The sequence below is a fragment of the Halomonas sp. S3-1-1 genome (genome assembly GCF_023757625.1).
Classification (GTDB): domain Bacteria; phylum Pseudomonadota; class Gammaproteobacteria; order Pseudomonadales; family Halomonadaceae; genus Vreelandella.
In genome coordinates this window covers 148406-162093 of record NZ_JALGBZ010000002.1, presented here as the reverse complement: position 1 = coordinate 162093, position 13688 = coordinate 148406, and the positions used below count along the sequence as shown (strand labels likewise).

Sequence of the window (13688 nt, the reverse complement as noted above, 5' to 3'; positions counted from 1 at the left end):
GCCATGTTCTCCGGTTTACTCATCGTCCTGCTGCCCCTGATCGGGGGCTATCTTCTGCGCGTTCGCTCACCGCGTCTGTTGGCGCTCATCAATCGCGGCGTCAGCGCCTCGGTGTATCTGATTTTGCTGCTGATGGGCGTGGGCCTGGCCGGGCTCGACAACCTGGCGAGCCAGCTCTCGACGCTGGGCGGCAGCACGCTGGTGCTATTTTCGATCACGATGGCGTTCAACTTGGCTGCGCTTGGCTGGCTATCGCGCAGGCTGGCGCTCAAAGCGGGCGCATCAAACGTGGTGGAGAACGCGCCGACCAGCAAGCTCGCCGCGATCAAGGGCTCGCTGTTACTGCTGGTCACGGTCGTGCTGGGTGTCGTTTTGGGGCTGCTGCTGGCGCCGATGATGGGTCGCGAGCTGTTCACCGCGGCGGATGTGCTCGCCGAGTGGGCGCTCTACGCGCTGCTCGTACTGATCGGCTGCCAGCTACGCAACTCCGGTATGGCGCTCAAGCAGATTCTGCTCAATCGGCTGGGGCTTGCGATCGCCGCAACGCTGGCGGCGAGCTCGCTGTTGGCCGGGCTTGCCGCCGCGCCGCTCTTATCGCTCTCGCCGTTTGAGGGGCTCGCCATGGCCTCGGGCTTTGGCTGGTATTCGCTCTCGGCGATTTTGATCGGCGACCAGCTCGGCCCCCTGCTCGGCGGAGTCGCGTTTTTCAACGACCTGGCCCGGGAGCTTTTGGCGTTCGTGCTGATTCCGTTGATCATCCACCGCCACGCGCCGCTTGCCATCGGCGTCGGCGGCGCCACTTCGATGGATTTCACCCTGCCGGTGATCCAGCAGCACGGCGGCGTGGCCTGCGTGCCGGTCGCGGTGGTCAGCGGCTTCATCCTGTCGCTTTTATCACCGCCGTTGATTTTGTTCTTTCTCTCGCTTTAGATGATGCAAGGCGCAGCGACACCACCACCGAAGGGGGCAGGCATGAAAGCACTGATCAATATCGACTATACCAATGACTTCATCGCCGACACCGGCTCCCTCACCTGTGGCGCCGCCGGCCAGCACATTCATGACGCCCTGCTGGCGCTGACGAAGGAGTTCGTCGATGCCAGCGACTTCGTCGTGTTCGCCATCGACCGGCACACAAAAGACGACCCCTACCATCCGGAAACGGCGCTCTTTCCGCCCCACAATATCGAAGGTACTGAGGGCCGGGCACTCTACGGCGAGCTCGCGACGTACCACGGAGCCATTCATGACGCGCCGAACGTTCTGACCCTGGACAAGCGCCGCTACAGCGCCTTTCACGGTACCGACCTCGAAACCCGGCTGCGCGAGCGCAACATCACCGAGGTGCACCTGGTGGGCGTGTGTACCGATATTTGCGTGCTGCACACGGCGGTCGATGCCTACAACAAGGGCTTTACGCTCGTCGTGCATAAAAACGCCGTAGCGAGCTTCGACCCCACCGGCCACGCTTGGGCGCTTTCCCACTTCGAGCACGTGCTGGGTGCGCCCGTGGTCTGATATAGCCTTACAGCGGGCTAGAGGTGCGACGCCACGATGCGAAGCTCACAGCCCGTAAGCTCCCGCATCGCCTTTAGAAACCAGGGCGCGAAATCAACACCGCCGTTGTGAAACGTCAACCCGAGCGTGCCAAACGCCCATGGCACGTCGGTGCCGCCGGCGTCGGTGTCGAATTGGTTGATAGGAAAGCGCGCTTGGCAGCCGGGGCAGCACGGGTAGTCGTCGTCCCCGGCCTGCCAATCGCCGATCGCAGTCAGCGCGTCCCACCCTTGGTCAAAGCCGCAGGCCGGGCAAACAAAGGAGAGCTCGGCGCCTTCCAGCGGGTGAAACACCCGCCGCTCGCCGGCGTGAAGCTCGAGCCCGCACACGTTGAGATCCAGCGTGTCCGTTAGCCCGGGCTCTCGCCAGATCGACGCGATCGGCGCCAGGAGCCGGTACCCGAGCAGCTCATTTTCGAAGAGACAGTGCGAGGGCTGCTGCTCGACCATTTCCCGAGCCTGAAACCAGGCAAGCAGCTCACCGACCTTTTCATGGGCGTTCGGGTAATCGCCTTCGCACACGGGCACGATATGAGTGAAGCCAGGCATGGGTGCTCCTTTCAGCTCAAGACAAAGCGCGCCAGCTTGCTCTGAAGTTGGGCGCGCACCGCCGGCCACTCGGATTCGATGATCGAATAGACCACGGTGTCGCGCAGCGAGCCATCACTCAGGATCTGGTGGGCGCGCAAAATGCCGTCCTGCTTGGCGCCCAGCGACTCGATCGCCGCGCGCGAGGCCCGGTTGAAGAAGTGGGTGCGAAATTCGCAGGCGATTGCCTGGGACCCCTCGAACAGGTTCGATAGCATCAAGAGCTTGCACTCGGCGTTCACCGCGGTGCCGCGAACGCTCTGCGCGTACCAGGTATAGCCGATCATCGCCCGGCGGTTGGCGGCGTCGACGGCGTAAAACCGCGTCGTACCGACGATATCGCCGCTGGCCAGGTGGCGCACGGCGTAGGCCAGATGACCGCGACTGGCCTCCTCCATCGCTCGCTCCACGTAGGCGGCCATGTCGTCCGGGTGGGGAACGCTTGCGTACCAGAGCGTCCACCCCTGCCCGTCGCGCACCGCCTGAGCAAGCGCCTCGATATGCCCGGCGTTCAAGGGCTCTAGCCGTACGTGCTGGCCCTCGAGCTGCTGCTCCTGAATAAACATTAGCGCTTCCTCACATGGTTGAACATGTGTGCCAGCATCGCATCAATGCGCCTGTTTTCGCTACTGTGACGCGGCGCCAAATTGGGTAGGATGGAGCGCTTTGGACCGCCTCGGGACCCCCGCATGCTCAACGGAATCTGGTTAAGCTTTTTCATCGCCGCCTTTGCCGCCTCGCTCTGGCAGTGGCTGGTCGGCGGCGACAGCGAGGTCTTCGCGCGCCTGGTCGCCTCACTTTTCGACATGGCCCGGGTCAGCGTCGATATCATTTTAGTGCTGTTGGGCACCATGACGCTGTGGCTCGGGTTTTTGTCGATCGCCGAAAAGGCGGGCATGATTCGCCTGCTCGGCCGGGCACTGGACCCGCTCTTTAGCCGACTGATGCCGGAGGTGCCCCGCGGCCACCCGGCCATGGGGCTGATCAGCATGAACTTCGCGGCCAATATTCTAGGCCTGGACAACGCCGCCACACCGATCGGCATCAAAGCGATGCACTCGCTGCAAACACTGAACCCGAGCCGGGACACCGCCAGCAACGCCCAGATTCTCTTTTTGGTGCTCAACACGTCCTCGCTGACGCTGTTGCCGGTCACCATTTTCATGTACCGCGCCCAGCAGGGCGCCGCCGAGCCCACCCTGGTCTTTCTCCCCATTCTGCTTGCCACCAGCGCGTCGAGCTTTGCCGGGCTGATCGCCGTGGCGCTGGTGCAGAGAATCCGCCTCTTTCAGCCGGTGGTGCTTTGCTATCTCGTCGCCGCGGCGCTGGCGCTGGGGCTTTTGATCACCACCCTGGCCGGGCTTTCGAGCCAGGCACTGGCCGCCGCCTCGACGCTGATCGGCAATCTCGCGCTGTTTAATATCGTGATGCTCTTTTTACTAGTCGGGGCGCTGCGCGGGGTGAAGGTGTATGACGCCTTCATCGAAGGCGCGAAGGAGGGTGTGAGCTTTACCGTGACGCTCTTGCCCTATCTAATCGCCATGCTGGTCGCGATTGGCGTGCTACGCGCCAGCGGCGTGCTGGATGCGGGGTTGAACGGCGTGCGCTGGCTGATAGAGAGCATCGGTTGGGACACCCGCTTCGTGGACGCGCTGCCGACAGCCTTCATCAAGCCGCTCTCCGGCAGCGGCGCGCGGGCCATGATGATCGAAACCATGGACACCTTCGGGGTGGATAGCTTCCCCGGACTGCTGGCGGCCACGCTTCAGGGCAGCACCGAGACCACCTTCTACGTGCTGGCGGTCTACTTCGGCGCGGTGGGCATCAGCCGCATTCGCCACGGGCTTGGCTGCGCGCTGTTAGCCGATGCCGCGGGAATCATCATGGCCATCGGCGTCTGCTACTGGTTTTTCGGCTAGCGCAGGTTTATTGCCTAACGATCGGCGCCGCTGGCGGCGAGGTGGTCGCTCAGGGCGTGGAAGAACTGGGTGATCGGCACGATCTCCATGGCCTCCGCCTTGGGCTGGGCGCTGGTCATGGCGATGACCATGTCGTTGTCCGGGTCGATGAACACCCACTGGCCGAAGATGCCCACCGCCGAGAAGGCGTTGTCACCTTCCGGCCACCAGGAGTAGCCGTACTCGATCTCCTCGCCGCCGATCTCGTGGTGTCTTGCCGACTCCGTCACCCAGCCTTCCGGCAGTACGTTCGGCGCGCGCTGCTCCTCGAGCACGAACTGACCAAAGCGAGCGTAGTCGCGTAGCGTGATCAACAGCCCGCTTCCGCCGATCTCCTGGCCATCCTCGCCGTCGAGCCACCACTGAGCATCGGTTTCCATGCCAAAGTTTGCCCAGATCTTCTCGGAGAGGTATTCAGAGGCACTCTTGCCTACCGCACCGTTGATGATCGCCGAGAGAAGCTGGGTTTCGCCGGTGCTGTAGTTCCACACCGTGCCGGGTTCGGCGGCGCGTTCGAGCCCACCCATGAACTCGAGAATCGCGCCCGGGCGCTGCTCGAGCTGGAGCTCGAGCATCTGGCGACGCTCGGAGTCCGGATCGGCGTAGGTTTCATCCCAGGCAACGCCGGAGGCCATCAAAAGAATCTGCTCGACGCTGACGTCGTCATAGACGCTGCCTTCGAGCTCTGGCACGTAGGTGCTGACGGCATCGTCGAGGCTTTCGATATAGCCGTCCTTGAGCGCGGCCCCGATCAGCGTCGAGGAGACCGACTTGGCGATCGACATCGACATCCAGGACGTCTGGGCAGTATTGCCGAGCGCGTACTGCTCGAACACCACGTCGTTGTCGTGCACCGCCATCAGCCCGCTCACCCGGTTGAGCGCCATGAAGTCATAGATATCGTAGGTCACGCCGTCATGCGTCAGCGAGAAATCCTCGAGCGAGGCGTCGCGCTGACCAAACCGATGCGGCTCGGCCGCTGCCTTGACCGTGCGGGTCGGGAACAGCCGGTCGATGTGGCGCGAAAGCTCGACCTGCTCGTCGGGCATCATCCGGCCGCTATACAGCTTTCGCACCTCGCTCTGGCTCTGCTCTGAGCTCTGGGCGAGCGCTGCGTGCGGCGCAAGGGCCAAGGCGGTGGCGATGAGCGACGTGTTGAGCAACGTCGTATTGAACAGCGTCGGGGTCATATCGGCCTCTCCAGATTGGGTCACGCAAGGCCCGCTTTGACGGCGCGCGCGGCGTGAAGTTTCTTGTAACTTTCGATCAGGCGCTGGTGGCGCTCCAGACCGTCGAGCTGCAGGTTGGTGGGCGTGAGCCCGTAAAAGCGCACGGAGCCTTCGACGGAGCCGACCACCGCCGCCATGGTCGCTTCACCGAACATGCGGGTGAAATTGGGCAGGTAGTCGTCGAGCTCCAGCTCGTCGTCCAGCGCGATCTCCAGCACCGCCTGTACCGCCTGGTAGAAGAGCCCGCGCTCGACAGTGTTGTCGTTGTACTGCAAAAACATCTCGACGCAGTCCAGCGCCTCGTCGAGCCGACCCAGCGCCAGAAAGATCAGAAGCTTGAGTTCAAGGATGGTGAGCTGGCCCCAGACGGTGTTCTCGTCGAACTCGATACCGATCAGCGTGATTATGTCGGCGTGATCGTCCATCTGGCTCTCTTCTAGGCGCTCGACCAACGCCGTTAGCGCCTCTTCATCGAGGGCGTGGAGGTTGAGAATGTCCTCGCGGTAGTCGAGCGCCTTGTTGGTGTTGTCCCAGATCAGATCCTCGATCGGGTACACCTCGGAGTAACCCGGCACCAGAATGCGGCACACCGGCGCGCCGAGATCCTCGTGAACGGCCATGTACACCTCGGCGTCGAGCTCGGCGAAGATGTCGAACAGCGTCTCGGCCTCCTCTTGGGAGGTTTTGCGCCCTTCGTCGGTGAAGTCCCACTCGACGAACTCGAAGTTGGGCCGAGCGCTGAAAAAGCGCCAGGAGACCACCCCTACCGAGTCGATGAAGTGCTCGACGAAGTTGTTGGGCTCGGCTAACGTCTGCGAGTTGAACGTCGGCAGCGGCAAATCGTTCAGGCCTTCGAAGCTGCGCCCCTGCAACAGTTCCGTGAGGCTACGTTCGAGTGCCACCTCGAAGCTCGGATGGGCGCCGAAAGAGGCGAACACGCCGCCGGTGCGCGGGTTCATGAGCGTCACACACATCACCGGGAATTGGCCGCCCATTGAGGCATCTTTCACCAGCACCGGGAAGCCCTGAGCCTCCAGTGCCTGGATGCCTTCGACAATACCCGGGTACTTCGCCAGCACCTCCTGCGGCACGTCCGGAAGCGAAAGCTCCTGCTCGAGAATGTCGCGCTTGACCGCGCGCTCGAAAATTTCTGACAGGCACTGCACCTGGGCTTCCGCCAGGGTGTTGCCCGCGCTCATGCCGTTACTCAGAAACAGGTTTTCGATCAGGTTCGACGGGAAGTAGACCGTCTCGCCATCCGAGTGGCGCGTGAACGGCAGCGAGACGATCCCGCGGTCCACGCGTCCGGAGTTGGTGTCGAAAAGATGCGAGCCGGCAAGCTCGCCTTCCGGGTTGTAGATCGCCCGCGTGTGCGCGTCGAGAATCTCTTCGGGCAGTTCGTCACCCGCGCCCGGCTGAAACCACTGCTCGTTCGGGTAGTGGACGAAGTCGCTTCCCGCGATCTCTTCGCCGAAGAACTGATCGTTGTAGAAGAAGTTACACGACAACCGCTCGATGAACTCACCCAGCGCCGAGCACAGCGCGCTCTCCTTGGTTGCGCCCTTGCCGTTGGTGAAGCACATGGGGGCGGCAGCGTCGCGAATGTGCAGCGACCAGACGTGGGGCACGATGTTGCGCCAGGAGGCGATCTCGATCTTCATGCCGAGATCCGCGAGGATGCCGCTCATGGTAGCAATGGTCTGCTCCAGCGGCGCATCCTTGCCTTCGATGAAGGTTTCGCTGCCTTCCGGGGCGCCCATCAGCAGCGCCTGGGCGTCCTCGTCGATGTTCTCGACCACCTCGATTTGAAACTCCGGGCCGGTCTGCACGACCTTTTTCACCGTGCAGCGGTCGATGGAGCGCAGCATGCCCTCGCGGTCCTTTTCGGAGATGTCCTCGGGCAGCTCGACCTGGATCTTGAAGATCTGCTTGTAGCGGTTTTCCGGGTCGACGATGTTGTTTTGAGACAGGCGAATGTTGTCGGTCGGGATATTGCGCGCGTTGCAGTACACCTTGACGAAGTACGCCGCGCACATGGCGGACGAGGCCAAAAAGTAGTCGAAGGGGCCGGGGGCGGAGCCGTCGCCCTTGTAGCGAATCGGCTGATCCGAAATAACGCTGAAGTCGTCGAACTTCGCCTCGAGGCGCAAATTGTCGAGGTAGTTAACTTTGATTTCCATGGGCAGACGTCCGCATCAATGAGTGTGCCCGGCGCGTTTGAAAGGCGTTGGGCGATGGCCCCCATTATCCAGTTTTTCGCCCGCCCCGTCTGCCCGTCGCGCGCCTTACAGCGTTTTGATCAGCACCTTGGATTTGCGCGCGTGGTTGTAGGTATCGCGCCGGAGCGGCGGAAGCTCCTCAAGGCTTGCGTTTTGAAAGCCGTGCTCGACGAACCAGTGGGCGGTGTGGGTGGTGAGCACGAACAGCGCAGCAAGCCCGGTTTTACGCGCGCGCTGCTCGACGGCTTCGATCAGGCGCTCGCCACGCTCGCCGCCGCGATAGCTTTCGTGCACCGCTACACAGGCCAGCTCGCCAACGCCGGCCTCCGAAAAGACGTGCAGCGCCGCGCAGCCGATCACCATGCCGTCGCGCTCGATCACCTGATAGTCGTCGATCTCGTGCTCTAGGCGCTCGCGGGAGCGCGCCACCAGCATCCCGCGGCGCTCCAGCGGCTCGAGAAGCTCCAAAAGCCCCGCCACGTCGTTGAGCGTGGCCGCTCTAAGCTGCTCGTAGCGGTGCTCGGTGATCATCGTCCCTACGCCGTCGCGAGTGAAAAGCTCACCCAGCAGCGCGTCCGGGTCCTGCCAGCTAAGCAGGTGCGTGCGCGCAACGCCCTTGCGCGCCGCGGTAGAGGCCGCGCTCAGGTGGCGGGCGAGCTCGGAGCCGGGGGCGGCGGCGGCGAGCCGCGGCTCGGCCTCCTTCGGGCTGAGCTGGCGAAGCAGGCCGCCCTGCTCGTCTTCGAGTCCTTCCGAGTCGCCAAGCAAAATCAGCTTATCCGCTTTTAGCGCCACGGCGGCGTGCTGGGCAACGTCGGCGGCGTCGAGATCGAACACCTCGCCGGTGCTGGAAAAGCCCAGCGGCGGCAGCAGCACCAGCGACCCTTGGCTCAAAAGCTCCTGAATGGCATTGGCGCGCACTCGGCGCACCTCGCCGCTATGATCGAAATCCACCCCTTCGCGCACTCCCAGCGGCTTGGCGGTGACCAGGTTACCGGAGACCACGCTGAGCTCGACACCGTGAAGCGGGGAGCTTGGCAGCCCCAAGGAGAGGCGCGCCTCGAGCCACAGCCGCTGGTGGGACGCCACCTGCTCGACCTGTGCCATCACCGCACGATCGGCAACCCAGCGCCCATCGACGTGAACGGGTGCCACGCCCGCCGCGTTGAGAGCAGCCTGCACTTGGGGGCGCACGCCGAACACCACCACCAGGCGAACGCCGAGCGTGTGTAACAGCGCCAGGTCCTGAATCAGCTGCTCGCCACGGTGTGAGGCCATGGCGTCGCCTTCGATCAAAATTACGAAGGTTCGCCCCCGGTGCGCGTTGATGTACGGCGAGGCGTTGCGAAACCAGTCGACAAAGGGGAAGCGTGTATCCAAGGGGCCGCTCTCCGGCGCAGAGTGAATGAAGGCGTTGGCAGACCGACTACTTTAACAGAGCCCGAAAAACCAGCGCCAAAAAAAACGGCACCGCTTTGCAAGACTCGCCAAGGCGAGGCAAAACGGTGCCGCGTGGCAGGAGCGTTGGCGTTAGCCGAACATGCCCTTGAACATGAAGAAGAACACGATGGCCAGACACGCGCCCGCCGGCAGCGTGATTAGCCAGGACATCACGATGGTGCCGATGACGCGCAAATTCAGCGCCGCCATGCCGCGGGCCAGGCCCACGCCCAGCACCGCGCCCACCAGCGTGTGGGTGGTCGAGATGGGAAGGCCGGTGGCCGAGGCCAGTACCACGGTGCTCGCCGCGGCCAAGGTCGCGGCAAAGCCCCGGCTCGGCGTCAGCTCGGTGATGCCGGTGCCGACGGTGGCGATCACGCGGTGGCCGTAGGTCACCAGACCAAACACGATACCGCCGCCGCCGAGTACCAGCACCCACCAGGGCACTAGCGCGGCGCTGTCGATCATGCCTTCACTACGCACCACGCTGATCACCGCGGCCAGCGGGCCGACCGCGTTGGCGACATCGTTGGAGCCGTGGGCGAAGGCCATGGCGCAGGCGGTAAAGATCATCAGTACGCCAAATACGCGCTCCACGTTGGCGTAGCCAAAGTGGTCGGCGGCGTTTTGCTCGAACTTGATCCGCCGCTGCATGACGATTCCCAGTCCCATGATGGCCGCGCCCAATAGAATCGAGAGGATCAGGCTTTGGCTAAAGCTCAGATCGAGCCCGACGTGGGACAGCCCCTTGGTGAGCGTCACCATCGAAACGATGAAACCGACCAGAAACACGTAGCCCGGCACGTAGCGCTTGGCGGCAGTGAATGGGTCATTACTTTCGAAAATCAAATGGTGAACGGATTTGAACAGCACGTAGCCGATGGTGCCGGCCAGAAGCGGCGACACCACCCAGCTCGAGGCGATCTGGGTCACCTTGTCCCAGGCCACCGCCTCTACGCCCAGCCCCACCGCGGCGAAACCGACGATGGCGCCGACGATCGAGTGGGTGGTCGAGACCGGCCAGCCCTTGGCCGAGGCCACCATCAGCCAGATACCGGCGGCCAGAAGCGCCGAGAGCATACCGTAGACCAGAAACTGCGGATTGGCCTCCAACAGCGCCGGGTCGATGATGCCGCCCCGGATGGTAGCGGTCACTTCGCCGCCGGCAAGCCAGGCGCCAAGAAACTCGAAAATCACCGCGATGATGATGGCCTGCTTGATGGTGATCGCTTTCGACCCCACCGAGGTTCCCATGGCGTTGGCGACATCGTTGGCGCCCACGCCCCAGGCCATGAAAAAGCCAAATACACAGGCGAGAATGATAAAAATATCGCCATACTGGGCAATAATCTGCATGCGGTCCCCTTAACGCGCGGTCAAAATCTGCAGTCGGCTACCCACGCGCTCCGCGCGGTCGGATACTTCGCCCACCCACTCGATGATCTTGTAAAGAAAGATCACATCCACCGGCGGCAGTACGCTTTCGAGCTCGAAAAGCTGGCGGCGAATCGCCACCTGCTGATCGTCGGCCTGATGCTCCAGGGTATGCAGCTCGCGGATCATGTTCTGCATCACATCCGACACGTTGCGCCCGAAGCCGGACTCCAGAAGCTCCTTGAGCTCCTCGAGCGCCTGGCGCGCTTGGGCGACGCACGCCACGCTGGTGGTCATGTAGTCGCGCATCGGCTCGGCCAGCTCGTCGGGCACGCGCATTTTACGTCCCAGCATAATGCCGGTAATGTCACGCACCTTATTGGCGATCTTGTCCTGCACGCTGATCAGATCCAATAGATCAGAACGCGATACCGGCAAAAACATGGTGCTGGGCAAATTCAAACGCAGCTCGGTTTTCAGCGTGTCCGCGTCGTGCTCGAGACAGGTGACACGCTCACGCAGCGCCGTCGCGGTCTCCCAGTCGCCGGCAAGCGAGGCCTCGAAAAAGGGCAGCAACTGATCGGCGCACTCATTGGCCTTGACGATATGGGCCAGAAGCGGCTGGAAGGGCGAACGGCCGAACATGGCGGAAAAAGGATTGGAGGTAACCATAGTGCCTTTCATCCTGAGTGTGGAAAGCCTGAAAATGGCGGCGCTAGTATAAAGAGTGCGCCTGCCGCCGTCATGAAAAGTTCATAATGACGTCGAAATTTAACGCAACGTTCACAAAAGCAAGGTAGCTATTGTCATGAAAGATCACTCCCCGCTCGAAGTAGAGCTTAAGCTAGCGCTGCCTGCCGCGTCCATCGACGCCCTTTTAAGCTACCCTGCCCTGACAAAGGCGCCGACCCGAAAGCGCCTGACCAACACCTATTACGACACCCCCAACCAAGACCTTTCCCGCAAGGGTATCGCCGTGCGACTGCGTCAGGCAGGCGGGCAGACGCTGCAAACGGTCAAGACCAAAGGCCACGGCGGCGGCGGGCTGTCAACGCGCAGCGAGTGGGAGTGGGCCGTGAGCAAAGGGCTGGATAAAAAGGCGCTCGCCGCCCTGCCCCCGTTCGAGAACGTGCCAAGTGACATGCTCGAGACCCTTACCCCAACGCTTGCCACGGATTTCGACCGGCGCAGCTGGGTGATCGACTGGAACGATAGCCGCATCGAGCTCGTGCTCGACGAAGGCGAGATCCGCGCCAACGGCGCGCGGGCCGTGATTTGTGAAATCGAGCTCGAACTCAAGGCAGGCGCCCCGGATGCGCTCTGGTCGCTGGCGCTCTCGATGTCGAGTTTCGTGCCCCTTCGCCCGAGCGATTCGAGCAAGGCCGCCCGAGGCAACGCCTTAATTCATGGCGAGTGGGCGCTGCCAGAGGCCGACACACCTGGCGAGTGGCTGCACCGCGCGACGGTAGCGATGGACGCCTATCAGGACAGCGGCGAGCCCGAGTATTTCGAGCAGGCCGCGCGCGCCTACGAGACGCTGGCCGAGCACGCGACGCTTGCCGAGCCGCTTCGCCCGACCGCGGCGGCGCTTTCTCGGGCGCTGGATAAAAACGCCACGAGCATCAGCTTTGGCTACAACGCCTTGAGCCTGGCACATCGCCTGACCCTTGAAAGCGCGCTAAGCTGAATCGGCTTGCCACGTTTAAGGATGACGCCATGAGTCTTCACCTCGCGCCGGGCCCGGAAGGCCTGCGCTCGCAGCTTTTCCACATTATTTTCGAAGCCGACACCCCCGGCGCCAAGGCCTTCGATCTGGCGCTGATCATCGCGATTCTCACCAGCGTCACCATCATCATCCTCGGCAGCGTCGAGAGCATCGCCCAGCCCTACGGGGAGCTATTTCTCTATATCGAGTGGGTAATTACCATCCTTTTCAGTATCGAGCTTTTGGTGCGTCTTTACTGTCTGGATCGGCCGATGGCCTATATCAAGAGCTTCTACGGCGCGGTGGACTTGATCGCCATTCTTCCTGCCTGGCTGGTTCTGCTGGTACCCGGCGCGCACGGGCTGGTGATCGTGCGCCTTTTGCGCGTGCTGCGTATTTTTCGCATTCTGCGGATGATGGAGTTCGTTGGCGAAGGTCACATGCTGCTCGAGGCGCTCAAGCGCAGCTCGCGCCAGATCCTGCTCTTTTTCAGCAGCATTCTGATGGTGGTCACGCTGTTCGCCGCGCTGATGTACACCATCGAGTCCAAGGAAGCGGGCTTTACCAGCATTCCGATCTCGATCTACTGGGCGATCGTGAGCATGACCACGGTGGGGTATGGCGACATCGTGCCGATAACGCCCCTGGGCAAATCGATCACGGTGATCCTGATGCTGCTGGGCTACTCGATCATCGCCGTGCCCACCGGCGTCTTCTCGGCCCAGGTGATCCGCTCGATACGCGAGGACCGCTACTCGGATGAGGCCTGCCCCGGCTGCGGCCACGACCACCACGAAAAACGCGCGCGTTATTGCCTGCGCTGCGGCACCTGGCTTGACGAATTTAGCGAGGACCCGCGAGAAGAAGAGCGACGAGAAAAAGAGGCGAAGGCGAACATGGAGGAGTTAAAACTCGAAGAGAAAAAGCGTGAGGAGGAAAAGCGGTCTGATAAAGACAGTGACGCCGGCGAATGATCGCCGGCGTCACCTAGAAGGCTAGCTTTCGAAAGGGGTCGTATCGCCGCGGCCTTCGCGCACAATGGTCGGCGGCATGGTGCGAAGGTCGATCACACTGGTCGGGTCCAGGTGACAGGCGCCGCCGTCGATGATCAGATCCAAGTGCGCACTAAAGCGCTCGCGGATCTCTTCCGGGTCGTTCATGGGCAGCGTCTCGTCTACCGGAATCAGCGTCACGCTCATCAAGGGCTCACCCAAGGCTTCGAGCAGCGCGTGGGTGATACGGTGATCCGGCACGCGCACGCCGATCGAGCGCCGCTTGGGGTGGAGCAAAAGCCTTGGCACCTCGGTGGTCGCTTCCAGAATGTAGGTGTAGGGCCCCGGCGTGTGCGCCTTGAGCAGGCGGAACACCGCGTTATCAACCTTGGCGTAGGTACCGATTTCGGAGAGATCCGAACACACCAACGTGAAGTTGTGCTTGTCGTCGAGCGAGCGCAGCCACTTGATTTTCTCGATCGCCTTTTTCTCGCCCAGATGGCAGCCCAGCGCGTAGCCCGAGTCCGTCGGATAGGCGACCACCCCGCCCTTGCGAATGATCTCGACCGCCTGGTCGATCAAGCGCTTTTGCGGATTTTCCGGATGGATCTGAAAGTACTGGCTCATGGC

At 62.5% G+C, this 13688-nt stretch carries 13 protein-coding genes; 5 read left to right on the top strand and 8 right to left on the bottom strand.

What is annotated here, in order from left to right:
- Window positions 1-3: 3 nt before the first annotated feature.
- Both MQW23_RS05820 and MQW23_RS05815 read left to right on the top strand, forming a co-directional pair.
- On the top strand, window positions 4-930 hold the full coding sequence (locus MQW23_RS05820) for a LysO family transporter (RefSeq protein WP_252106891.1): 927 nt from the start codon (window positions 4-6) through the stop codon (window positions 928-930).
- A gap of 42 nt (window positions 931-972) precedes the next feature.
- Window positions 973-1518 carry a cysteine hydrolase family protein gene (locus tag MQW23_RS05815; protein ID WP_252106890.1) on the top strand — a complete coding sequence of 182 codons (546 nt, stop codon included), beginning with the start codon at window positions 973-975 and terminating at the stop codon, window positions 1516-1518.
- A gap of 17 nt (window positions 1519-1535) precedes the next feature.
- Here MQW23_RS05815 and MQW23_RS05810 read toward each other — a convergent pair whose 3' ends face one another.
- Window positions 1536-2105, bottom strand: coding sequence for a hypothetical protein (locus MQW23_RS05810; RefSeq protein WP_252106889.1), 570 nt, complete (start codon window positions 2103-2105; stop codon window positions 1536-1538).
- 11 nt (window positions 2106-2116) lie between these two features.
- The gene (locus MQW23_RS05805) at window positions 2117-2710 is read right to left on the bottom strand and encodes a GNAT family N-acetyltransferase (protein WP_252106888.1); all 594 of its coding nucleotides are present in this window, start codon (window positions 2708-2710) and stop codon (window positions 2117-2119) included.
- Window positions 2711-2833: 123 nt separating this feature from the next.
- Here MQW23_RS05805 and MQW23_RS05800 point away from each other — a divergent pair, with 123 nt between their 5' ends.
- Window positions 2834-4063, top strand: coding sequence for a spore maturation protein (locus MQW23_RS05800; protein ID WP_252106887.1), 1230 nt, complete (start codon window positions 2834-2836; stop codon window positions 4061-4063).
- 14 nt (window positions 4064-4077) lie between these two features.
- Here the strand turns inward: MQW23_RS05800 and MQW23_RS05795 are convergent, their stop codons facing one another.
- The 5 genes from MQW23_RS05795 to MQW23_RS05775 all read right to left on the bottom strand — a co-directional run bounded on the left by MQW23_RS05795 (window position 4078) and on the right by MQW23_RS05775 (window position 11033).
- On the bottom strand, window positions 4078-5292 hold the full coding sequence (locus tag MQW23_RS05795; RefSeq protein ID WP_252106886.1) for a serine hydrolase domain-containing protein: 1215 nt from the start codon (window positions 5290-5292) through the stop codon (window positions 4078-4080).
- A 20-nt stretch (window positions 5293-5312) separates the two neighbouring features.
- Window positions 5313-7511, bottom strand: a complete 2199-nt coding sequence (locus tag MQW23_RS05790; RefSeq protein ID WP_252106885.1) for an OsmC domain/YcaO domain-containing protein — start codon at window positions 7509-7511, stop codon at window positions 5313-5315.
- Between the two features lie 105 nt (window positions 7512-7616).
- Window positions 7617-8927: an amino-acid N-acetyltransferase gene (gene argA / locus MQW23_RS05785; RefSeq protein WP_252106884.1), complete on the bottom strand. Its 1311-nt coding sequence runs from the start codon at window positions 8925-8927 to the stop codon at window positions 7617-7619.
- Between the two features lie 150 nt (window positions 8928-9077).
- Entirely contained in the window at window positions 9078-10343 is a 1266-nt protein-coding gene (locus MQW23_RS05780) for an inorganic phosphate transporter (protein ID WP_252106883.1), read from the bottom strand.
- 9 nt (window positions 10344-10352) lie between these two features.
- Window positions 10353-11033: a TIGR00153 family protein gene (locus tag MQW23_RS05775; protein ID WP_252106882.1), complete on the bottom strand. Its 681-nt coding sequence runs from the start codon at window positions 11031-11033 to the stop codon at window positions 10353-10355.
- 136 nt (window positions 11034-11169) lie between these two features.
- Here MQW23_RS05775 and MQW23_RS05770 point away from each other — a divergent pair, with 136 nt between their 5' ends.
- Both MQW23_RS05770 and MQW23_RS05765 read left to right on the top strand, forming a co-directional pair.
- Window positions 11170-12048: a CYTH domain-containing protein gene (locus tag MQW23_RS05770; RefSeq protein ID WP_252106881.1), complete on the top strand. Its 879-nt coding sequence runs from the start codon at window positions 11170-11172 to the stop codon at window positions 12046-12048.
- 29 nt (window positions 12049-12077) lie between these two features.
- Window positions 12078-13040 (top strand): ion transporter, encoded by a 963-nt coding sequence (locus tag MQW23_RS05765; RefSeq protein ID WP_252106880.1) that lies wholly within the window; start codon window positions 12078-12080, stop codon window positions 13038-13040.
- A gap of 21 nt (window positions 13041-13061) precedes the next feature.
- Here the strand turns inward: MQW23_RS05765 and MQW23_RS05760 are convergent, their stop codons facing one another.
- Window positions 13062-13685, bottom strand: coding sequence for an L-threonylcarbamoyladenylate synthase (locus tag MQW23_RS05760; protein ID WP_252106879.1), 624 nt, complete (start codon window positions 13683-13685; stop codon window positions 13062-13064).
- Between the last annotated feature and the right edge of the window lie 3 nt (window positions 13686-13688).